Source organism: Halorubrum sp. B53 (assembly GCF_059752395.1).
The window spans coordinates 329,938-350,761 of sequence record NZ_MWTH01000005.1; the positions used below are offsets into that span (position 1 = coordinate 329,938).

19 protein-coding genes are annotated in these 20,824 nt (G+C 72.0%); 6 read left to right on the forward strand and 13 right to left on the reverse strand.

What is annotated here, in order from left to right:
- Positions 1-32: 32 nt before the first annotated feature.
- From B4V06_RS05050 to B4V06_RS05075, 6 genes are all read right to left on the reverse strand, one after another.
- The gene (locus B4V06_RS05050) at positions 33-1,067 is read right to left on the reverse strand and encodes an AIR synthase family protein (RefSeq protein ID WP_123113321.1); all 1,035 of its coding nucleotides are present in this window, start codon (positions 1,065-1,067) and stop codon (positions 33-35) included.
- On the reverse strand, positions 1,064-2,383 hold the full coding sequence (locus B4V06_RS05055; RefSeq protein WP_498167971.1) for an alanyl-tRNA editing protein: 1,320 nt from the start codon (positions 2,381-2,383) through the stop codon (positions 1,064-1,066). Before B4V06_RS05055 ends, B4V06_RS05050 begins: the two co-directional genes overlap by 4 nt.
- Before the next feature lie 506 nt (positions 2,384-2,889).
- Positions 2,890-3,090: a dodecin gene (locus tag B4V06_RS05060; RefSeq protein ID WP_094525211.1), complete on the reverse strand. Its 201-nt coding sequence runs from the start codon at positions 3,088-3,090 to the stop codon at positions 2,890-2,892.
- Between the two features lie 57 nt (positions 3,091-3,147).
- The gene (locus tag B4V06_RS05065; protein ID WP_123113319.1) at positions 3,148-3,486 is read right to left on the reverse strand and encodes a DUF7116 family protein; all 339 of its coding nucleotides are present in this window, start codon (positions 3,484-3,486) and stop codon (positions 3,148-3,150) included.
- A 133-nt stretch (positions 3,487-3,619) separates the two neighbouring features.
- On the reverse strand, positions 3,620-3,865 hold the full coding sequence (locus B4V06_RS05070; protein ID WP_123113318.1) for a DUF5816 domain-containing protein: 246 nt from the start codon (positions 3,863-3,865) through the stop codon (positions 3,620-3,622).
- A 101-nt stretch (positions 3,866-3,966) separates the two neighbouring features.
- A complete protein-coding gene (locus tag B4V06_RS05075) occupies positions 3,967-4,332 on the reverse strand; it encodes a HesB/IscA family protein (protein WP_123113317.1) in 366 nt (121 codons plus the stop codon).
- A 183-nt stretch (positions 4,333-4,515) separates the two neighbouring features.
- Between B4V06_RS05075 and B4V06_RS05080 the strand changes: the two genes are divergently transcribed.
- The gene (locus B4V06_RS05080) at positions 4,516-6,774 is read left to right on the forward strand and encodes a glycoside hydrolase family 32 protein (protein ID WP_498167977.1); all 2,259 of its coding nucleotides are present in this window, start codon (positions 4,516-4,518) and stop codon (positions 6,772-6,774) included.
- Positions 6,775-6,778: 4 nt separating this feature from the next.
- Here the strand turns inward: B4V06_RS05080 and B4V06_RS05085 are convergent, their stop codons facing one another.
- On the reverse strand, positions 6,779-8,185 hold the full coding sequence (locus tag B4V06_RS05085; RefSeq protein ID WP_498167980.1) for a glycoside hydrolase family 68 protein: 1,407 nt from the start codon (positions 8,183-8,185) through the stop codon (positions 6,779-6,781).
- Positions 8,186-8,474: 289 nt separating this feature from the next.
- Here B4V06_RS05085 and B4V06_RS05090 point away from each other — a divergent pair, with 289 nt between their 5' ends.
- Positions 8,475-9,554, forward strand: coding sequence for a TrmB family transcriptional regulator (locus B4V06_RS05090; protein ID WP_123113314.1), 1,080 nt, complete (start codon positions 8,475-8,477; stop codon positions 9,552-9,554).
- A 101-nt stretch (positions 9,555-9,655) separates the two neighbouring features.
- Here B4V06_RS05090 and B4V06_RS05095 read toward each other — a convergent pair whose 3' ends face one another.
- Genes B4V06_RS05095 through B4V06_RS05110 form a run of 4 tightly spaced genes read right to left on the reverse strand, consistent with a single transcriptional unit; the run spans position 9,656 to position 14,324 of the window.
- Positions 9,656-10,783 (reverse strand): ABC transporter ATP-binding protein, encoded by a 1,128-nt coding sequence (locus tag B4V06_RS05095; protein ID WP_498167983.1) that lies wholly within the window; start codon positions 10,781-10,783, stop codon positions 9,656-9,658.
- A gap of 2 nt (positions 10,784-10,785) precedes the next feature.
- Complete coding sequence (locus tag B4V06_RS05100) at positions 10,786-11,838, reverse strand: carbohydrate ABC transporter permease (protein WP_123113313.1); 1,053 nt, start codon at positions 11,836-11,838, stop codon at positions 10,786-10,788.
- Positions 11,835-12,842, reverse strand: a complete 1,008-nt coding sequence (locus B4V06_RS05105) for a carbohydrate ABC transporter permease (RefSeq protein ID WP_123113312.1) — start codon at positions 12,840-12,842, stop codon at positions 11,835-11,837. Before B4V06_RS05105 ends, B4V06_RS05100 begins: the two co-directional genes overlap by 4 nt.
- A 12-nt stretch (positions 12,843-12,854) precedes the next feature.
- Positions 12,855-14,324 (reverse strand): extracellular solute-binding protein, encoded by a 1,470-nt coding sequence (locus B4V06_RS05110; RefSeq protein ID WP_123113311.1) that lies wholly within the window; start codon positions 14,322-14,324, stop codon positions 12,855-12,857.
- A 198-nt stretch (positions 14,325-14,522) separates the two neighbouring features.
- On the opposite strand from B4V06_RS05110, the gene B4V06_RS05115 reads away from it, so the two are divergent.
- From B4V06_RS05115 to B4V06_RS05130, 4 genes are all read left to right on the forward strand, one after another.
- Positions 14,523-14,981 carry a DUF8215 family protein gene (locus B4V06_RS05115; RefSeq protein WP_123113310.1) on the forward strand — a complete coding sequence of 153 codons (459 nt, stop codon included), beginning with the start codon at positions 14,523-14,525 and terminating at the stop codon, positions 14,979-14,981.
- Positions 14,978-16,015, forward strand: a complete 1,038-nt coding sequence (locus B4V06_RS05120; RefSeq protein WP_498167988.1) for a DUF8054 domain-containing protein — start codon at positions 14,978-14,980, stop codon at positions 16,013-16,015. The genes B4V06_RS05115 and B4V06_RS05120 overlap by 4 nt, the downstream gene beginning before the upstream one ends.
- A gap of 60 nt (positions 16,016-16,075) precedes the next feature.
- Positions 16,076-16,381 carry a hypothetical protein gene (locus B4V06_RS05125; protein ID WP_498167991.1) on the forward strand — a complete coding sequence of 102 codons (306 nt, stop codon included), beginning with the start codon at positions 16,076-16,078 and terminating at the stop codon, positions 16,379-16,381.
- A 148-nt stretch (positions 16,382-16,529) separates the two neighbouring features.
- The gene (locus B4V06_RS05130; RefSeq protein WP_498167994.1) at positions 16,530-17,984 is read left to right on the forward strand and encodes a hypothetical protein; all 1,455 of its coding nucleotides are present in this window, start codon (positions 16,530-16,532) and stop codon (positions 17,982-17,984) included.
- A 69-nt stretch (positions 17,985-18,053) separates the two neighbouring features.
- Here B4V06_RS05130 and B4V06_RS05135 read toward each other — a convergent pair whose 3' ends face one another.
- Together B4V06_RS05135 and hisD are read right to left on the reverse strand one after the other, a co-directional pair.
- Positions 18,054-19,202, reverse strand: coding sequence for a mechanosensitive ion channel family protein (locus tag B4V06_RS05135; protein WP_498167997.1), 1,149 nt, complete (start codon positions 19,200-19,202; stop codon positions 18,054-18,056).
- A 50-nt stretch (positions 19,203-19,252) separates the two neighbouring features.
- Positions 19,253-20,530, reverse strand: coding sequence for a histidinol dehydrogenase (hisD, locus tag B4V06_RS05140; RefSeq protein ID WP_498168001.1), 1,278 nt, complete (start codon positions 20,528-20,530; stop codon positions 19,253-19,255).
- Between the last annotated feature and the right edge of the window lie 294 nt (positions 20,531-20,824).

Below are 20,824 nucleotides of genomic sequence, written 5' to 3' on the forward strand. Positions count from 1 at the left end.
GCCGCTCGCGCCCTCGCGGCCCGCCGCTCGCGTCACTCCCAGAACGGGTAGAGTTCGTCGCGCGGCGGCTCCTCGATCCGGTCACCGTCGAGGAGGACGGTGCCGGCCTTCGCGTCGGCGGCGTCCGGAGTGTCGGCTCCCTCGGCGGCGTCGGAGCCGTCGCCGTCCCCCGCCGCCCGCACCTCGCCGATCTCGCCGACCGCGATCCCGGCGGCCGCCAGCGCGTCGGTCGCCTCGGCGACGCGCTCGGGCGGGACCGCCGCCAGCAGCGCGCCGGAGCCGAACGTCGCCAGCGGATCGACGCCCAACGCCGCACAGCAGGCCTCCGTTTCGGGTCGAACCGGCACCCGGTCGCGCTCGACCGCGAGGACCGCCTCGCTCGCGCTCGCGGTCTCGACGAGCGCGGTCAGCAGGCCGCCCTCGGTCGGGTCGTGCATGGCGGTCGCCGCGTCGCGGGCGGCGGCCGCGTCGGGGACGACGCTCACCTCGTCGAGGAACCCGGCGGCCGCGTCGAGCGTCGCGGCCGACACGCCCGCCTCGGCGCACTCATCCCGGAAGTCCGTCGCGAGGATCGCGGTCGCCTCGATCCCGGCGCCCTTCGTGAGGAGGAGCCGGTCCCCGGGGTCGGCCCCGCCGCTCGACACGAAGCGGTCCGTCGTCCCGAGCGCGGTCATCGAGCAGAGCGGGCGCTCCAGCGACGGCAACACCTCGGTGTGGCCGCCGACGATCGCGACCCCGAGGTCGCGCGCGGTCGCGTCCACCTGCTCCGCGACCGTCTGGCGGCGGTCCGGGTCGTCGTCGGGGAGGAAGAGCGTGTGGGTGAGCCACCGCGGGTCCGCGCCGCTCGCGGCCACGTCGTTGCAGGCGACGTGGACCGCGAGCTCGCCCACTGAGTCCGCCGCCAGCGAGAGCGGGTCGGCGGCGACGACGAGGGTCGACTCCGCGCCGGTCAGGTCGATCGCGGCCGCGTCCTCGCCGTAGGCGGGGCCCACATCGACCGCCGCGTCGTCCGCGCCGGTCGCTTCGAGGACCGCCGCGAGCGCCTCGGGCCCGAGCTTGCCCGTCATCTGTCGCGCAGCCACGCGACGACGTCGTCGGGGTCGGCGTCGAGCCCGCCGCCCTGCGCGAACGTCGGACCGCCGCCCCCGCCGCCGCCGAACTCGTCGGTGACCGCGCGCACGACCGCGCCGGCGTCGACCCCCTCGCCGCTCGCGTCGTCGCCGCCGGTCGCCCCGTCCGCGACCGCCACGACCACGAACGGCGCGTCGCCCGCGCCGACCGCCGCGACCGCGTCGGGGGCGCCGTCGGTCGCGTCGCTCTCCTCACCGTCGCCCGCGAGGAGGGCCTCCGCCGGCTCTCGCAGGTCGTTCGGGTCGGCGCCGTCGACGGTTCCCACCGCCCACGTCGCCCCGTCGACCTCCGCGGTCGGGAACTCGGCGAGCCGGGCGGTCAGCAGGTCGGCGCGGGCCTCCCGGAGCTCGCCCTCCAACCGGTCGACCTCGCCGCGGAGGCGCTCGACCGCGTCGGGGAGGTCGCCGACCCGCGCGTCGAGGCTCGTCGCGGCGTCGAGCGCGGCCGCGTGGACCGCGGCGTCGTGGTCGATCGCGGTCGGCCCCACCGCGAACTCGACGCGCGTCACGCCCTCGCCGGGGTTCGACCGGTCCAGCACCGAGACCGGCCCGATCTCGCTCGTGTTCCGGACGTGGGTGCCGCCACAGGCCGCGACGTCCCACGCCGGCGCGGCGTCGTCGTCACCTCCCCCCGCCTCGCTCCCGTCGCCCGCACCGCTCCCGCCGACGGTGACGACGCGGACCGCATCGCCGCCGCTCATCGCGCCCTCCTCGGTCTTCGCGTTGAACGCGATCCCGTCGACCGCGCGGGCCTCGTCCGCCGGGAGCGTCTCCCACGAGACGGGCAGCGAGTCCCAGACGGCGCGGTTGGCGAGCCGCTCCAGTTCGACGAGGTCCTCGTCGTCGAGGGGCTCCGCCGTCGTCAGGTCCACCCGGACCTTCTCCGCGGAGATGTCGAACCCGGCGTAGCCGAGGTCCTCGCAGGTCCGGCGCGCGGCGCCGTAGAGCACGTGCGAGGCGGTGTGCGCGCGGGCGCAGTACGTCCGGAACGCGTCGTCCACGATCGCCGAGACCGTCTCGCCGACCGCGAGCGACCCCGGCGGCTCCTCGTCGAGCACGTGGACGACTCGGCCGTCGCGCTCGACCACGTCGTCGAGGAGGACGCCGTCGATCGTCCCTCTGTCGGCCGGCTGGCCGCCGGACTCGGCGTAGAAGTACGTCTCGCTCAGGACGACCTCGCGGCCGTCGACCGACTCCACCGTCGCCTCGAACTCCCTGACCTCGGGCTCCGCCGGCGCGCGTGACGCGGTCATGGACGGCCCGTGGTCGCCGTCGGATAAATAGGTGTTCGCCTCGGCGTTCGTTTATAAACGACTGCGGTGGCGCGCGCCTCCGAGCGGCCGCCCCGGCGGCCGCGAGGTGCGCGTGCGAGGGAGGCGGCGGGCCGGCGCGGCGTCGCCCGCGCCGGACCGTCCGCCGAGGCTGGGGAGGTGTGAGGCCGCGGTGCCGTTGCGGGCAGGTGGGACTCAAAGGGGCAGCCGGGAGGCGGGCGCAGGCGACGCAAGCAGCGTGGCGCGTAGCGCCACGGGCAGCCGGCGGCGAAGCCGCCGGCGACACCGCAGGGAGCGAGTGAAACGAGCGACCGAGGAGCGCAGCGAGCGTGCGCCCGCCTCCCGGCTGGGGCTTTGGAAGTGTTCACCGCCGGTCTCTCAGCAACCATTTATAAACGAGCGGCTGGGGACTTAACAGTCTCTACCGTCGATCCGCGGTCGACCGAGACATCGAAAGAATCCTCGAAACCGACCGATGCGCGCCGATCTCAGCCCTCGAGCTCGAACGCGACCTCGACCTCGGCCTGGTACTCCCGCGTCGGCGCGTTCTTGATCTCCACGCCGAACTCCTGTACCTCGGCCCAGTAGACGTTCTCGAGGGTGTCCTCGGCGCGGTCGATCGCCTCGTCGGCGGCGTCGTCGAAGCTCTCCTCGCTCGTCCCGATCAGTGTGATCTTTTTAAACACCATGTCGTACGCTAGTTACGCGCACGGTCATATAAAAACAGGTGGAATCCGGGGACGCCGTCAGGGGCTGCCGGGCGCGCCTTCCATCACCGCGAAGTCCTCGCCGTCGTCGTCGATGCCGATGACCGCCCAGTCGTACGGGGGCTTCTTCGAGACGAGTCGGTCCCGGAGGTCGCCCGCCCGGCTGCGCCACGTCACGAAACACCGGAGCCGCGGCGTCTCGCCGCCGTCTGTCAGATACGGGTCCAGATCGTCGTCGTCCATACACAGCACCGTCACGAGCACACGTCGCCACTTCCGCTCCGCGACGAACTCTTGTCCGCCCTCGGAGACGGTGTACCCGAGTTCACGAAAGACGTCTCTGGCCTCCGTCGTCGGTGGGATGCTCGCAGTGGCCATCTACCTCGTCGTTCGCCGCCATCCGTGATAAACTTTCTCACGATTCCGCGGACCCGGTCACTCGCCCAGCAACGCGGCCGTTCACGCGCCGTTCCGTTGCGAACGATCACTCGCTCGGGGACCGCGCGCCCGGTCACTCGTGGGCGGCGTCCCACTCGTCGGGCTTCCGGATGTTGCCGCACTCCGTGCACTGGATCCGACCCATCGTGTCCATCGCGGTGTCGAACGACCCGCAGTTCCCGCAGCGGAACCCCCACCGGGCCGACCCGTCGGCGTCGGCGAACACGACGTAGAAGGGTCCCTCGGCGCCTCGCTCGACCATCGTCCGGTCGGTGTACACCCGTTCGCCGTCGGCAGTCGTCGACGCGTCGAGACTCATACCCGTCCGTAGCCGTCGGAGCCGTTTAAAAGCGTGAGTCGGCGGTCGGCGGGACCGCGCTCGGAGCGACAGCGACAGTCCGATCGCCCCGGAGCGTCGCGTTACGTCCGGAACGACTCGCCGCAGCCGCACTCGGAGACGACGTTCGGGTTCTCGACCTCGAAGCCGGCCGCCTGCAGGCCGTGCTCGTAGTCGAGTTTGCTCCCGCCGATGTAGTTCCGGCTCGCGGGGTCGACGAACACGCGGAGCCCGTGGTGCTCGACCACGAGGTCGTCCTCCTCCGGCTCCGTGTCGAACCGCATCCCGTACGACAGGCCCGCGCAGCCGCCCTGTTGGACGAACAACCGCAGGCCGGCCTCTTCCGTGTCGAGGTCCTCTCCCTCCAGCAGGGAGAGCGCCTCCTCCGCGGCGTCAGGGGTCACCTCGATCGCCGGGTCGCTCCCAGTGTCGACCGTTTCGGTGCTCATGCGAACGTCTTCCGTTCGCACGGTAAAAACCCTGCCGGCGGATCCCCATCGGTCGTTGGCGCAAACGGTTACGTCCGCCGCGCGATCCGCCCGATCGCCCCCACCGACGGTTCCGTCGCGCCAGTGCACCGAGCGCGTCGGCGTGACGACACGGTTTTGATTCGGTACCGAGTGAGTACGCGTATGACGGAGTCGCCGTCCCGCGTCGGCGTGCTCGCCGCGGGGGACCTCTCCGACGAACAGCGCGCCGCGTTCGAGTGGCTCGACGCTCGCGAAGGGGTTGCCGCCGAGGTCGTCCCGCTCGTCGCCGGTCCGTCCGGCGGCGACCGCGACGGCCCGTTCCGCCGGTTCGACGTCCTCTGGTGGCACCGCGCGGCGCCGCTCCACGACGCGGATCCCCTCGGGGACGCGGCGGCCGCGATCGACGACTTCCTCGCCGACGGCGGCGGGCTCCTCCTGACGCTCCGAGCGATGGCCTCGGTCGACCGGCTCTCCGTGGAGTCGGTCCCCCCGGACCGGGTCGGTACCGAGTCCCTCGCCGAACCGACCGGCGTCCTGTGGCGGTCGCTCTACGCCGACCACCCGGCGCTGGCGTCGCTAGAGGGGCTCCGACACCCGCTCCGCGACCGCGGCACTGTCCCGGCGGTGCGGTACGAGCGGGTGCTCCCCGAGCGCGGCGAGGCGCTCGCCTCGACCGTCCGCGGCGGCGGGGCCGTCCCCGACGAGGTGACCGCGGTCTCGTGGGCCGCCGGCGACGGCGGCGCGGTCCTCGGCCTCGGCGCGCCCGTCCTGTTCGCCGACCCGCCCGCGGCGGCGGACGACCCGGCGGCCGACCGGCTCGCCGAGACGCGCGACCGGCTCGTCGCCGGCTGCCTCCGGAGCCTCGCCGTCGACGACGGGACGCCCGCCCGCCCGACCGACGCGGCCGACATGCGCCGCCTCCGCGAGCGCGTCGCCGACGCCGGCGAGGACGGTCCCGGCGGGCGACCGAAGTACCACCTCACCCCGCCGGCGAACTGGCTGAACGACCCGAACGGGCTGATCCGATGGGACGGTCGGTACCACGTCTTCTACCAGTACAACCCCGGCGGTCCGTACCACAACACCATCCACTGGGGCCACGCCGTCAGCGACGACCTCGTGACGTGGTCCGACGAGCCGGTCGCGCTCTCGCCGTCGCCCGACGGCCCCGACCGCGACGGCTGCTGGTCGGGCTGCGCAGTCGACGACGACGGCATCCCGACGCTGCTGTACACGGGGGGGAACGGCCGCGACCAGCTCCCCTGTCTCGCGACGACCGACGACCCCGGGCTCCGGACGTGGAACAAGTACGACGGGAACCCGGTCATCGAGTCGCCGCCGACCGACCTCGACGTGCTCGAGACCGAGCACTGGCGCGCCGAGTTCCGCGACCACAACGTCTGGCGCGAGGACGGGCGCTGGCATCACCTCATCGGCACCGGGCTCGCCGACGGCGGCGGCGCGGCCCTGCTGTACACCGGCGAGACGCTCACCGAGTGGCGGTACGAAGGTCCCCTGCTCACCGGCGGTCCCGACGCCGGCGCGGTGTGGGAGTGCCCCGAGCTGCTGGACCTGGGCGACCGCCGGATCCTCCACGTCTCCGACTACGAGAACGTCGTCTACTTCCTCGGCGACGTCGTCGACGGCGGGTTCGAGGTCGAGTCCGAGGGGTTACTCGACCACGGCGACTTCTACGCGCCGCAGTCGCTGAGGGACGCGAAGGGCGACGGCGCCGCGGGCGGTGACGACCCCGCGGGCGGCGACGCGGAGGGCGACGAGGCGACCGACCGGACGCTCACGTGGGGGTGGCTCCCCGAGGCCCGCGACGTCGAGGCGCAGTGGGAGGCCGGCTGGTCCGGGGCGCTCTCGCTCCCGCGCGTCATCGAGGCCGGTCCCGACGGTACGATCCGACAGCGTCCGGCCGACGAGGTGACCGAGCTCCGGACCGAGCGCCTCGCCGCCGGGGCGACCCTGGACCTCTCGCCCGGCGACCGCCGACGGCTCGACGTCTCCAGCGCGGCGATCGAGATCGAGGCGGAGATCGCGCTCGACGACGCCGACGCCGTCGAGCTGTCGGTGTTCGAGACGCCCGACCGGGCCGAGCGCACGCCGATCCGCTACGAGCGCGACGGCACGCTCTCCGTCGACCGGGCGCCGTCGAGCGACGACCGCCGCGCGTTCGCCGACCCCCAGTCGATGCCGGTCCCGCCGCACGACGAGCCGCTCTCGCTCCGGGTCTTCCTCGACCGGTCCGTGGTCGAGATATACGCGAACGGCCGGCACTGCCTGACGAGCCGGGTGTACCCGACCCGCGACGACGCGGTCGGAGTCTCGGCCGTCGCGGAGGGCGGCCGGGCGTCGATTTCGTCGCTGTCGGCGTGGGCGATGGGCGAGGCGATGCCGACCGGCGGTTCCGACTGACGGGTCAGTTCGCGTCGTCGCCGTCGCCAGCGCTCCTCCCGTCCCCGCCGCCGTCGAGAGCGCTCCCGCTCGCGCCGTCGACGAACGCCGCGTACCCGCCGGCCGCGCCGCCCTCGCGGATCTCGCCGGGGAGCGCGTCGCCGGCCGGGAGGTCGGACCCGTCGGCGGGCGGGAGCGGCTCGTCCGGGGTCGGGATCCGCCACGCGGCGAGGGCGCCGAGCAGTCGGGTCCGGTCGCCGTCGACCGCCAGCCGGAGCGTCGGCGCGAGCGTCCCGCCGAACCGGTCGCGCTGGTCGTCCTCCGGGAGGTCCGCGATCGCGTCCAGCGAGTCGCCGGCGAAGTCGTGGTAGTTGAGGAAGCTCTGGACGAGCACCTCCTCCTCGTGCGCGAACGCCATCCACGAGTACGCCTGGAACGGCGCCTCCGGCGGGTTCGTGGCGACGAGCCCCGAGTCGTTCAGCGGGCGGTACTCGCCCCCGAACTCGTCGGCGACGAAGCCGTACAGGCCGTCGGGCCCGGTCACGCCCGGCGCGAACGTGTGGACGTGGCTGCAGACGAACAGGTAGTAGCGCCCGTCGGCGACGACGACGTGGGGGCGCTCGAGTTCCTGGTTCACCTCGACCGCGTCCAACAGCGGCGGCCGGAGCTCCCACGAGAGGGGGTCGCCGTCGGGCGAGACCGCGACGCCGACGCAGCCGTTGAACTCCCGTCGCTCGCTCGTCTCCGGGTCGTCGCCCGGTCGCTCGGGCGCCGGCGCGTTCGCCTCGAACAGCAGGTGCGTCTCGCCCGTCGCCGGGTCCTCGAAGAACCACGGGTCGCGGAAGGTGTAGATCATCCCCCGCGAGTCGGCCTCGGTCTCGTACCAGTCGCCGTCGGGCGTCAACAGGGTCTCGTGGGTCCACGGCCCCGAGAGCTCGATTCCCTCGGCCGACGCGGTCACGGTTCCGCCGTGCGCGACCGCGATCCGCTGAGTGTACGTCATCTCGTCGGCGGTCTCGTCGCCGGCGGCGGTGTAGTAGAGGTAGACGTCGCCGTCGTCGTACAGCGCGGAGCCGGCCCACTGGCGCTGGCCGAGCGCGCCCCCGTCGAAGACGGGGCCCGCGTCGCGCCAGGTCTCGCCGTCGGCGGAGTAGAAACACCGGATCTCGGCCACGTCGTGTCGCTTCCCGGGCAGGAGGTCGGCCGGCGCCGTCAGCGAGAAGGCGAGTCGGTACCCGTCGACGTCGGCGATCTCGCCATGTCGGTCCCGGAGCAGCCACGTGTCCCAGACGTGGAGCTCCGGAAACGGATCGACTTCCGGCGGGCCGGCCGCCGGCGCGACGTTCTCGTGCCGGCGCTCGATGGACGCGGCCTGCGCTCTCGTCCATCGCGGGCGAGGGGAGCGACCGTCGCTCCCCGACGTCTCGTGCATACGCTCTCTCCGCGACGAACCGAATAAAACCTTTTCAGTCGGGACGGCGCCGTGGTGTCGCTTCCGGTATCGGCGTGGTGTCGCTTCCGGTATCGCCCGCGTCGCGCTCCCGCTCTATCGCGGAAATAAAACGTTTTATTACAGCCGTGGTAGTCCTAGTCATGGCAAGAGGACGGACCGATCGAAACCAACCGAACCGTGCCCCGGTCTGGCGATCGCCTCCGATTCACGTCGCGGTCGACCGCGCGGAGGGGACCGTCACGGGGCGACGACCGACCGACGGTGAGGGATGAGAGTGGACCGCGCAGAACTCACAGAGACGCTGGAGGACGCCGGCCTCTCGCCGTATCAGGCCGACGCCTACGTCACCGTGCTGGAGCTCGGCGCCGCCCCGGTCACGCGGGTCGCCGACGCCAGCGGGGTGCCCGACCCGCGGATCTACGACGTGTTGCGCGACTTGGAGAGCGCCGGCTACATCGAGACGTACGAGCAGGAGTCGCTGTACGCCCGCGCGAACAGCCTCGACGAGATCACCGAGGACCTCCGGACGCGCGCGAGTCGGTTCACCGCGGCGACCGAGGAGATCGAGCGCCGCTGGAACGAGCCCTCCGTCGAGCAGTCGACCGTCAGCATCGTCACCCGGTTCGAGACGGTGATCAAGAACGCCGACGAGTTCATCCGCGAGGCCGAGACGCAGGTGAACGTCTCGCTCGGCGTCGAGCACTTCGAGCGGCTGCGCCCGGCGCTTCAGGCGGCCACCGAGCGCGGCGTCCGCGTCAACCTCTCGATCCACACCCCGGACGGCGACACCGAGGCGCTCCCGGACGCCGACGACCTCGCCGAGGTCTGCTCCGAGGCCCGTCACCGCCGGCTCCCCTCCCCGTTCGTGGTGATCGTCGACCGGACGAAGACCTGCTTCGCGCCCCACGCGGGCTCGACCAACGAGTACGGCGTGCTCGTCGACGACCGCACGCACACGTACGTGTTCCACTGGTACTTCCTGACGACCCAGTGGGACTCGTGGAAGCCGATCTACACGGTTCGCGACGACGAGCCGCCGATCGACTACATCGACATCCGGTACTGCGTCCGGGACGTCGCGCCGCTCCTCCGCGACGGGGCGACCGTCCGGATCCGAATCGAGGGGACCGACACCGAGAGCGGCGCCGACCGCGTCGTCGAGGGCGTCCTCTCGGACGTCGTGGTCACCGGCGACGACGACGCGGTCGGCGCCGACACCGTCGCCAGCTACGGCGGCCGGGTCGGGCTCATCGTCGAGACCGACGACGGCCCCGTCGAGGTCGGCGGCTGGGGCGCGATGGTCGAGGCCGTCGAGGCCCACCGGATCACGGTCGTCAGCGTCGACTGACCGGGTAGACGGCGCTCGTTTTCGTCGGGTCGAAGAAGGGATCCGCAACGAGGTTCGGCCGCGACGCCCGCTCTCGCGAGCGCGCGGGCGACCGGGGTCGCCTACTCCAGCGAGTGGGTGATCGCGTCGCCGCTCGCCCGGTCGAACAGGTGGACGTTCTCGCGGTCCATCACGATCCGGATGTCGTCGCCCTCCTCGATGGTCGTGTCGGGCGCGAGGTTGATGAGGAGCTGCCCCTCGCCGCGACCCTCGGCGCTCGCCTCGACGTCGCGGTCGAACAGCAGGTAGGCGTTCACCTCCTTCCCCATCGGCTCGATGACGTCGACCACGGCGTCGAACGCCTTCGTCGGCGAGGCCGCCTTCCGGGAGTCCTCCGCTAAGAACACGTCCTCGGGGCGAATCCCGACCGTGAGATCCTGTCCCGGCGTGACCCCGTGGGTCTCGGGGTCGAAGTCGATCTGCGTGTACTCGGACTCGAAGCCGCCGTCGATGACCTCCCCTTCGAGGAAGTTCATCGCTGGCGACCCGATGAAGCCGGCGACGAACAGGTTCGCCGGCTCGTTGTAACACTCCAGCGGCGGCGCCACCTGCTGGAGCACGCCGCCGTCGATGACGGCGATGCGGTCGGACATCGTCATCGCCTGCGCCTGGTCGTGCGTGACGTAGATGATCGTCGTGTCCAGCTCGCGGTGGAGCCGCTGGAGCTGGGTGCGCATGTGGACCCGGAGCTCCGCGTCGAGGTTCGCCAGCGGCTCGTCCATCAGGAACGCGCCGGGGTTCCGGACGATGGCGCGGGCGATGGCGACGCGCTGTCGCTGTCCCCCCGACATCTCCTTGGGCATCCGGTCCATCATCCCCTCCAGTTGGACGATGTCGGCCGCCTCCTGAACGCGCCGGTCGATCTCCTCTTGGTCGTACTTCCGGAGCCGGAGCCCGAAGGAGATGTTGTCGTACACGTCCATGTGCGGGAACAGCGCGATGTTCTGGAACACCATGGAGATCCCCCGGTCCTTCGGCGGGAGATCCGTCACGTCGCGCCCGCCGATCTCTATCGTTCCCTCGGTGGGGAGCGTGAGCCCGGCGATCGTCTCCATCGTGGTCGACTTCCCGCAGCCGGAGGGGCCGACGAAGGTGACGAACTCGCCGTCCTCGATCTCCAGGCTCATGTTGTCGACCGCCGTTACGTCCTCGTACCGTTTCGTGATTCCCTCTAGTTTGACTGATGCCATGGTTACTCCTTGACCGCCCCCGTGGTGAGTCCGCTCACGATCTTCTCCTGTGCGACGACGACGAGGATGGCGACCGGCAGCACCGCGATGATGCTGGCGGCCGCCATGAGGTTGTACAGCACCTCGAACTCGCCCTGGAACCGCAGTATCCCTTCGAGCATCGGCGCCCAGTTGCCCGGCCGCCCGTCGGTCATCAGCGAGCTGAAGAAGTACTCGTTGTACACCGAGATGAACGTCAACACCCCCGCGGTCGCGACGCCCGGCGCCGACAGCGGGACGATAACGCGGAACAGCGCGCCGATCCGCGTCGTCCCCTCGACCCGGGCCGCGTCCTCCAGCCCGTCGGGGATCTGCGAGTAGAACGTCATCAGGATGAATATCGACAGCGGCAGGAAGATCGCCGACAGCGGGATGAAGATCGCGTACGGGGTGTTGTACAGCGACCCGGCGGATATCAGCGGCCGCAACACGTCGACGTTGGTGTTGAACAGCCGGTTCAGCGGGATGAAGAACGCCGCCGGCGGGAAGAAGGACGTGACGAGCACCAGGAGTAGCATCACGTTGCGCCCGCGGAACCGGAGGCGGCCGAACACGTAGCCGGCGAGGCTCCCCACGAGCAGCACCGCCACGGTCGCGATCGTCGCGATCAGGAAGCTGTTGAACACGTACCGGTGGAACGGCAGCGTGGTGAACACCTCGATGAACGCCGCCGGGTTGAAGCCGGCCGGGAGGAACACGCCCACCTCGGAGAGGTTGTTCCGCGGCGTCACCGCGACGACGAACAGCCAGTAGAACGGGAACAGCGTCGTGACGAGGAAGAAGATCGTCGCGACGTAGAACGACGCCCGGTACGCGCGGTCCGGATTGGTGATCATCTTCGCGGCCCACGCCTCGATCAAGCCCCGGTCGAGCTCCGGTTCGTCGGCGGTCGGGTCGGCGACCGGCTGATCGACCGTCTCGGCGTCGGCGACCCCGCCGTCGGGGACGGCGTCGACGGCAGTCTCGTCCGCGACGGGCTCCGACTCGTCCCCCGTCTCGCTCGGGCGGTCGGTCATGCGACACCCCCCTCGCTGTCGCGCAGCGCGAGCAGGTACAACACGACGAATCCGCTGATGACGACGGCGGTCAGGAACGCGACGGCGGAGGCCGTCGCCCAGCGCCGGCTGTTCTGGAGCGCGATGATCACGAGACAGGTCAGCGACGGCACGGTCTCACAGCCCGCCGTGGCGTCGATGAGCCCGTAGATCCGCATCGCGTCCATCGTCCGGAACAGCATCGCGACGAGCAGCGCCGGCGCCACGAGCGGCAGGGTGATGTACCGGAACCGCTGCCAGGGCGAGGCGCCCGACACCTCCGCGACGTCGTAGAGCCCGCGGTCGATGCTCTGAAGCCCCGCCAAGATGAGCAGCGCCATGAACGCCGTCGTCTTCCAGATGTCGGCGACGAGCACGATTAAAAAGGAGTCCGTGCTGCTCGACAGCGGATTGTCGCCGAACACCCCGAGCCACTGCATGAACTCGGTCCCGAACCCGATGGTCGGGTTGAAAAGCAGGAAGAAGATCATCCCCTGGATGACGATGGGGATGGCCCACGGGATGATGATCGACACGCGGACCCAGCGGCGACCGTAGAAGTCCTGGTCGAGCACCAGGGCCTGCCCGAACCCGATCGTCGTCTCGAACAGGACGCTGACGATCGCGAACGCCAGCGTGACGAACAGCGCCTGCTGCAGGAACGGCGCCCCGAACGTGACGAACGGGAACGAGTCCGTGGTGGATATCGAGATGAACTGCTGGGTGAAGTTCGTGTCGCCGGTCAGCAGGTCGACGTAGTTGTCGAGGCCGATGAACTCGCCGAACGGGTCGGCGGACGCGACGGCGTCGGCGAGCAGCGAGAAGCGGAACGTCTCGATCAGCGGGTAGAAGGCGACGAGCGCGAGCAGCGCGAACGCAGGGATCAGCAGGACGTAGGCGTACACCTCCTCGCTCTGCGTCTCCAGCCAGTTGAGCGGGCGGGCGAGCAGCGATCCCCCCTCGTCCGCTCGCGTGTCGGTTGACATTCTCGGTTCCTCTTATTGGGCGAGGTCGGACTCGATATCACCGAGCGAGCTCTCCAGGTCGGACATGGCCTCCTCGGGCGACTTCTCGCCCTGATAGGCCGCCGAGACCTCGGAGGCGACCTGCGGGCTCTGGTCGGGCCAGGCCACCGTGACGGGGCGCGGCACCGTGTTCTGTCCGGCCACCGCGAGCGTGTCGAGGAAGTTACCGAGCGCGCCGACCTCCTCGGGGTCGACCGACTCGGTGACCGACGGGTCCGGCGGGAGGTACCCGCCCTCGGCGAAGTTGCTCTGCATGACATCCTCGTTGGCGAACGCCTCCAGCACCTGGACGCACTCGTCGAGCCGCTGGGTGTTCGGGTTGATCGTGAGGTGCCACCCGCCGAGCGCCCCGGCGGGACCGCCGGTCCCCTCGTAGTCGCCCTCGCCGGCCTCGACGCCGTACGGGAGCGGCATCACGTCGTAGTCGGCCTGCTCGAACGAGTCCGAGTCGAGGTTGATCGGGATCGCGTACGGCCAGTTCCGGTGGAAGATCGCGTTGCCGGACGTGAACGGCTCCCGGGCCGGCTCCTCGGTGAACGACAGCAGGTCCGTCGTCGAGATCTGCGGGAAGTCGGGGTGGGCGTACTCCGCGTCCGGCCCCTCCATGAACGACCGCATCATGCGGATCGTGTCGTGGACGGGCTCCTCGTTGACGGTGATCGGCCGGTCGCCGATCGGCCCGAAGAGGTTCTCGTGGTCGCCGAAGTACGCGCCGCCGAAGGCGGTCATCGTCTCGTTGAACGTACAGCAGGACAGCCCGACGTAGTTGTCGGCCTGCGTGGTGAACGCGTAGTCGAAGTCGCCGCCCTGACCGCCGTTCTGCTCCCAGACGTCGGCGGCGATCTCGGCGAACTCCTGCCAGCTCATCGGCTCGGTCGCCCAGTTCTCGCCCTCCGGGTCGTAGCCGGCCTCCTCGACGAGGTCCTTTCGGTAGTGCATCACCGGGTAGTCCGGGAACAGCGGCAGCCCGTACAGGTCGCCGCTACCCGGGTCGCTCGCCGTGCTCACGGCGCTCTCTAGGTAGTCGCTCTGGACGTAATCGACCGTCTCCGAGGAGAGCTCCTCGCTCAGGTTCACGAGCTGTCCCCGGGCGATGAACGGGATCGTCCAGCCGGAGTCCATCATGAAGATGTCCGGGCTCGCTCGCCCGGCGTCCAGCGCCGACGTGAACTCGGACCGGCGCGCGCCCGACTCGAAGTCGCCCGGCAGGATCTCGACCTCGATCGACTCGTCGAGCCCGGCGTCGTACAGGCTCTGACTGACGGTGTCGGAGATGCCCTGCCACTCGCTGTCCATCGTGATCTGGATCGGTCCGTCGCCGCCACCGCCGCCGGAACAGCCGGCGAGACCGATTGCCGCCCCCGCGGCACCGGTTGTTTCCAGGAACCGCCGTCGTGATACCCCCACGCGACCGCCGTCGTGATCGGACTCTCTGTCGACCATTACAGCTGTTGTTACAAAATACGCCCGTATATAATTATTGATGCCAATAGTCGTGTTCACCGCCCGCGGGCCGCCGCGACGGTCGCCGGTCAGGTACCATTCCGCCCGTTGCTGCTAACTGAACTCACGTTCGGCCGCCGCGAGCCGTCGGCTCCGGCGGAACGGCTATGGGCCCCGAGCGACGAGAGGCGTCCACGCATGGGTACCACCGGCGCGGTCGCGAGGCGGGTACGTGACGGGGCGGTCCAGTGGCTCGAACGCGTGTTCTTCGGCGGGGCCGAGCTCTCGGTGCTGTCGACGCCCGCGTTCGTCGTGGTGCTCGTCCTCCAGACGCGCTACCCGGACGCGATCCCGATCGCCGGGCTGCTCGCGATCGCGACCGGCAGCGTCGCGATCGCGCTGTTCCGGGCCGAGACGATCGACGTCGGGGCGTGGCCGCGTCGCGGCGAGCTCGCCACCGTCCCGCTCCGCGTCGGCTACTTCAGCGCCCTCTTCGCGCTCGCGAGCGCTGGCGTCGGGGCGGGCGCGGTGGCGGCCGGCTCGCTGTGGCTCGCGCTGCTCGGGGGCGTCGTCCAGCCCCTCGGCCTCGCGGCGTTCCCGAGCGTCTACCGCGCCGTCCACGGCGAACCGCTCCAGCACGCGGCCGCCGAGCTATGAGCGGCGACGCCGAACCGGGCGACGGGTCGCTCCGCGCCGCCGTCCGGGCCGCGCTCGGCTCGGTCGCCGACCCGGAGCACACGGGCGAGAACCGCTGTCTCCCGTGCACCCTCGTCAACGCGGTCGGCGTCGCGGTCGCCGCCGCGCTCCTCTCGCGTCGCCGCCGGTCGCTCGGGCTCCTCGTCGCCGCCGTCGGCGCGACGGCGGTCTGGCTCCGCGGCTACGTCGTTCCCGGGACGCCCCGCTTCGCCCCGCGGCTCGTCGAGCCGCTCCCGATCGACATCGGCCCCGACCATCCGGACGACCTCGGGTCGGGCTCGCTCGCCGCCGACGGACCTAACTCGCTCGCCGACGAGCGAGCGGACGTGACCGACGCTCACGGAGATGTCGCCGACGCTCACGGAGACGCCGACACGGAAGACGCTGTCAACGCCGAAGACGCTGCCAACGCCGAAGACGCCGACGCTCGCGGAGACGCCGACACGGCGCCTCCCGACGACCCCGCCGACGTCGACTCAGACGGCGTCGGCGACGGCGACGCGGTCGACCCCGAGACCGTGATGACCGCCCTCGTCGACGCCGACGCCCTCGTCGACGACGGGGAGACCCTCGTTCTCGACGAGGCGTTCCGCGACGCGCTGTACGACCGGATGGGGGCGCTCCGCGAGGGCTCGGACGAGGCGCTCGCCGAGCGCGCGGCGGCGATCGCGGGCCCCGACGTCGACGGGCAGGTCCACGACGGCCGGATCCTGCTCGCGGGGAGCCGAGACGCGTGGCTGAGCCGCCCGGTCGCGATCGCGGAGACGGCCGCCGGCGAGGCGCTCCGCGAGCGCGGCGTCGACGACGCGGTCTCCCGCGCGGCGGCGCGCCCGCTCCGCGCGTTCCTCGACGCGTGTCCGGTCTGCGACGGCCCCGTCCGCGAGACGACGCTGCGGAACTGCTGCGGCGGCCCCGGCGGGATCAGCGGGAACCCGGAGCGACCGGTCCGCGCCTGCGCCGACTGCGACGCGATCGTTTTCGCCGACCGCTCCTGAGGTCCCCGAGGGCCCGCTCACCGTCGACAGACACAATCCGTTCCGGTCCGATCACCGGGTATGAGTGCCGTTGGCACGGGGGAGCTACTCTTCCGGCTCGCGGTCGCCGCGCTCGCGCTCGCCGGCCCGACGGTCCTCTACCTCGGGCTCTGGCGCTTTCTCGAGTGGCTCCGCGACGACGCGCTCATCGACCGCCTCGCGGCCCGCGGGGCGGTCGAGAAGCCCCGTCCGGCGGCGGCCGACGTGCTCGCGTCCGCGACGGCGGGGGTCGACGGGCGGCGCTGTCCGGCGTGCGGGACCACGGTCATCGCCGGCGCGACGCGCTGCGGGAACTGTCAGGCCGAGGTCGGTGCGGACGAAGCGTAACCGGTCGTCCGGGGGCGCCGTCCGCCCCGTCGCCGGCGCGGCCGTTCACTCCGTCGTCGGTGCGGTCCCTCACCCGTCGCCGACGCGGCCGTGTGAATCTCGCTCCGGTCCGCGGTACGCTTTAGACGCTGCGACTCCCGTGCCCCCCATGAGCCTCCCGTCCGAGGCGGCGTTCGCCCGGCGGTACCGGGCGCTCTCGCCAGCCGAGCGCCGCGGGTTCGTCGCCGCGCTGTGGGCCGCTCGCGGCTGGGAGACCGCCCGCGAGGCGGACGCGCCGAACGTCGTGGTCGCCCGCCGCGACGGGCGAACGCGGCGCGTCGCGGTCGGGACGCCCGTCCCGGACGACGCCGACGCGGTGGTCGGCGACGGGACGCCTCGCATCCTCTCGGCGTCCCCCCGCTCGCGGGCCGAGGCGGTCGGGGCCCCGCACGTCTCGCCGGCCGACCTCCGCGAGCGACTGCTGTACGGGCTCGACCGAGACGCGGCGGACCGGCTGTACCACGACCACTTCGGCGTCGACCTCGCGGCCGCCGGGGCGGCCGACGCCGCGGACGCGCGGCCCCTCCGGCGTCGGTTCCGCCGAGTCCGACGGTCGGCGGTCGCCGACGGGCGGTCCGCGCTCGGCGTCGTCGCCGTCGCGGCCCTGCTGGTGGCGGCCGCGGCGGTCTTCGCCGCAGGCGGTCCCTCGGCGCTCGCCGATGTCGCCGGACTCGGCTCCGACGCCGAGGCCGCTGACCCGGTTCCCCCGTCGCCGCCGGCCGACGGGGAGTACGCGGCCGCCGCGGACGCCATCGGCACCGCGGAGTCGGCGGAGCGCGGCGCGGCCACGCTCGACGACGCGGCGTACCTGGGGCTCTACGAGGACGCCCTCACGGGGACCGTGGGGTCCACGGCGCGGACGCCGCCCGGCGTCTTCCTGACCGGGGTGTACGACGCGGACGCGCTCGCCGACGCCCACGTCGCCACCGCGACGAACCTCTCGTCCGCGTCCGTGCTCCTGGTCGCGTCGGGACCGTCGAACGCGACCGACCTCGACGCCTCGACCGGCGGGCGCGTGGGGATCGCCGGCGACGGGGGCGTCGAACTGGCGGTCGCGTCGGAGCGTCGGTACCGGCTCGCCGGCTCCGCGAACGCGTCGATCGTGAACGCGACCCACGACGGGACCGCCGAGGTGTTCGCCGACGGCGGGCCCGTCTATGAGCGGACCGCAGGACCGGCCGGCGTCGAGACCCGTCGGATCCGGCCCGCCGCGGCGCCGAACGCGACGGCGCTCGTGGGTGCGGTCGCCGCGGAGCCGATCCGGCGGTTCCTGAACGGGAGCGAGTCGACGGTCGGCCCGGCCGCCACGGAGCTCCCGCTGTACCGGATCGAGGTGAGCGGCGAACCGGGCGCGCTCGGCGACGACGTCCGGGCGTTCCGGACGGTCGCGTTCGTCACGGCCGACGGGCTCGTCCTCGAGCTGCGGGCCGCGTACGTCCACGAGCCGACCGGCGAGCGCGTCCGGGTCGCGTTCCGGTACGACCGCCTCGGCGACACCGCCGCGGTCCCGCCGGCGTGGTATCTCGAGGCCTCCCCGGACGGCGACGCCGGGGCGTCGACCTGACGGCCGCCCGTCCCGCCGTCGGGTTCCCTCGCTGCACGTAGTCGCCGTCGCCCTCAACCGCCGCCGGCTTCAGTCGCCGTCGCCCGCTCGGTGCTCGGCGGATTCCGTCGCGGCGGCGGACGGGGGACCCGACCGCTCGGCGCCCGCGCTCTCGGGGCCCGGACCGTTGGTCGGCGTGACCGTCACGTCGCGCTTGGGGTACGGGATCTCGATGTCGGCGTCGCCCAGCGCCTTGTACAGCGCGCGGTTGAGCTCGTGCTGTGCGCGTCGGCGCCGCGTCGGCCCGTTGACCCAACAGAGGATCTCGTACTGCAGCGCCGAGTCGCCGAACGAGCGCAGCCGCGCCCGCGGCTTCGGCGAGTCGAGGACCAGCGGCTCCGCCCCCACGACCTCGAGCGCGAGCGACTCGAACGCGTCGACGTCGGTCCCGTAGGCGACGCCGATCGGGACCCGGACGCGGCGCCGGCGCTGCGGCGCGGACTCGTTCGTCACCTTCGCGGCGTTGAGCGCCGCGTTCGGCACCGTCACGAGAACCTCGTCGCGGGTGAGCAGCGTCGTCGAGCGCACGCCGACTTTGATCACGGTTCCGGCGGTGCCGTCGTCGAGGACGATGTAGTCGCCGATCTTGTAGGTGTCGTCGAAGTAGAGCGCGATCCCACCGAAGAAGTTCGCGACCGTGTCCTTCGCGGCGAAGCCGACCGCGATGCCGGCGACCCCCGCGGCGCCGAGCAGGGGCGTGATCTCGATGCCCCACAGCCACAGCAGCGTACCGGCGCTCCCGACGAGCACCGCGAGCGTCCAGACGTTCGAGAACACGGGCGCGAAGTCGAACCGACCGCCCTCCTCGTTGACCGCGGCGACGAGCCGGTTCACGACGGCGTTCGCCGCGTGCGCCCACACGAGGACGATCACCGACAGCGACGGCCGACCGAAGACGCTATCGAGCAGCCGGGGGCTCACGAGCACCGAGGTCCGGACCGACGGCACCTGCGTGAGGAGGTACACCCCGGCGAGCGCGGCGGTGACGACGAGCGGCGCGCGCAGCGAGGAGATGACGATGTCGTCGTACCCGGAGTCGGTGGCCGCGACGTACCGGCGGGCGACCCGCAGGACGGCGAACTCCATTCCCACGGCGGCGACGACCGAGACCACGAGGACCGCGACCGTCGCCTCGACCGCCGTGAGCCCCTCGAAAAACGTCAGCGACGACGGAATCATACCGTCCGGAGGCGAGTGCGCGAGATAACCGTTTCTGCGGGGTCGGTCTCCTACTCGAACCGCTTCCGGACGCTTTCGGCGTGCGCCTCCAGCCCCTCGGCCTCCGCGAGCGTCGTGATCGTCTCCGAGAGGTCGGAGAGCGCGTCGCGGTCGAGCCGCTGGACCGTCGACGACCGGAGGAAGGTGTCGACGGAGAGCCCGCCGTAGCGCTTCGCGCCCCCGTTCGTCGGCAGCACGTGGTTCGTCCCGGCCGCGTAGTCGCCGGCGGCGACCGGCGAGTACGGCCCGAGGAAGACGGAGCCGGCGTTCGTGATCCGGTCTAAGAGGGCCTCGTCGTCGGCGGCGACGATCGAGAGGTGCTCGGCCGCGTACTCCTCGGCGAACAGCACCGCCTCGGGCATCGACCGGGCGCGGAGGACGCCCGAGGCGTCGTTGTCGAGGGCGGCGCGGATCGTCTCCTCGCGCTCGCGCCCCGCCGCCTGCTCGTCGACCGCGTCGGCGACCGCGTCGGCGAGGTCGGCGTCGGCGGTGACCGCGACCACGGAGGCGTTCGGGTCGTGTTCGGCCTGCGCGACGAGATCGGCCGCGACGAGCGCCGGGTCGGCCGTCTCGTCCGCGAGCACGAGCACCTCGCTCGGTCCCGCGAGGAAGTCGATCTCCACGTCGCCCTGGACGACCGCCTTCGCGGCGGTCACCCACTTGTTGCCGGGGCCGACCACCTTCTGCGCGTTCGTCACCGTCTCCGTCCCGTACGCGAGCGCGGCGATCGCCTGCGCGCCGCCGACCTGGTACACCGCGTCGGCGCCCGCCTCGTGGATCGCCGCGAGCGTCACCGGATTCAGGTCGTCGGCCGGCGGCGTCGCGACCGAGACGTGGTCGACGCCCGCGACGGTCGCCGGGATCACTCCCATCAGCGCGCTGGAGGGGTAGGCGGCCGCGCCCCCGGGCACGTACACCCCCGCGCGGTCGATCGGCCGGAACCGGCGGCCCAGCTCTCGGCCGCCGAACTCGTCCCGCCAGTCCTCGGGGCGCTGTCGCTCGTGGAACTCGCGGATGTTCGCCGCGGCCTCGCGGACCGCGTCGAGGACCGGGTCGTCCGCGTCGTCGAGCTCGGCGTGCGCGCGCTCGGCGTCGTCGGTGACGTCGATGTTGCCGACGCTCACGCCGTCGAACTCCTCGGCGAACTCCCGCAGCGCGACGTCGCCCTCCTCGCGCACCCTCCCCACGATCTCGCTCACGTCGTCGCGGACCGCGTCGACGCCGGCGTCGCGCTCGAAGAAGGCGCGCCGCTCGGCCGGCGAGAGGTCGGCGACGGTTCGTACGTTCATACGACCCCTCCGCGCCGCGGTCAAAAGGGCGTTCCGACTTCGCCCACCTCGACGGCGGCTCCGCGCTCCGCCGACCGGACTCCGGCTGTGCGGTATTTAAATAACCGCGAGCGACGACGACAACCATTTATAAATCGGTGCGATGGCGCGCACCTGCGAGCGCCCGTCGGGCGCGAGCAGAGTGCGCGAGGGAGTCGGACCGGCGCGGTCGCGCCGGTCCGACGAGGCTGGGGAGGTGTGAGGCTGCGGTTGCGGTCCCGCGAGCGGAGCGAGCGGGAGCACGGAAGTCGCAGC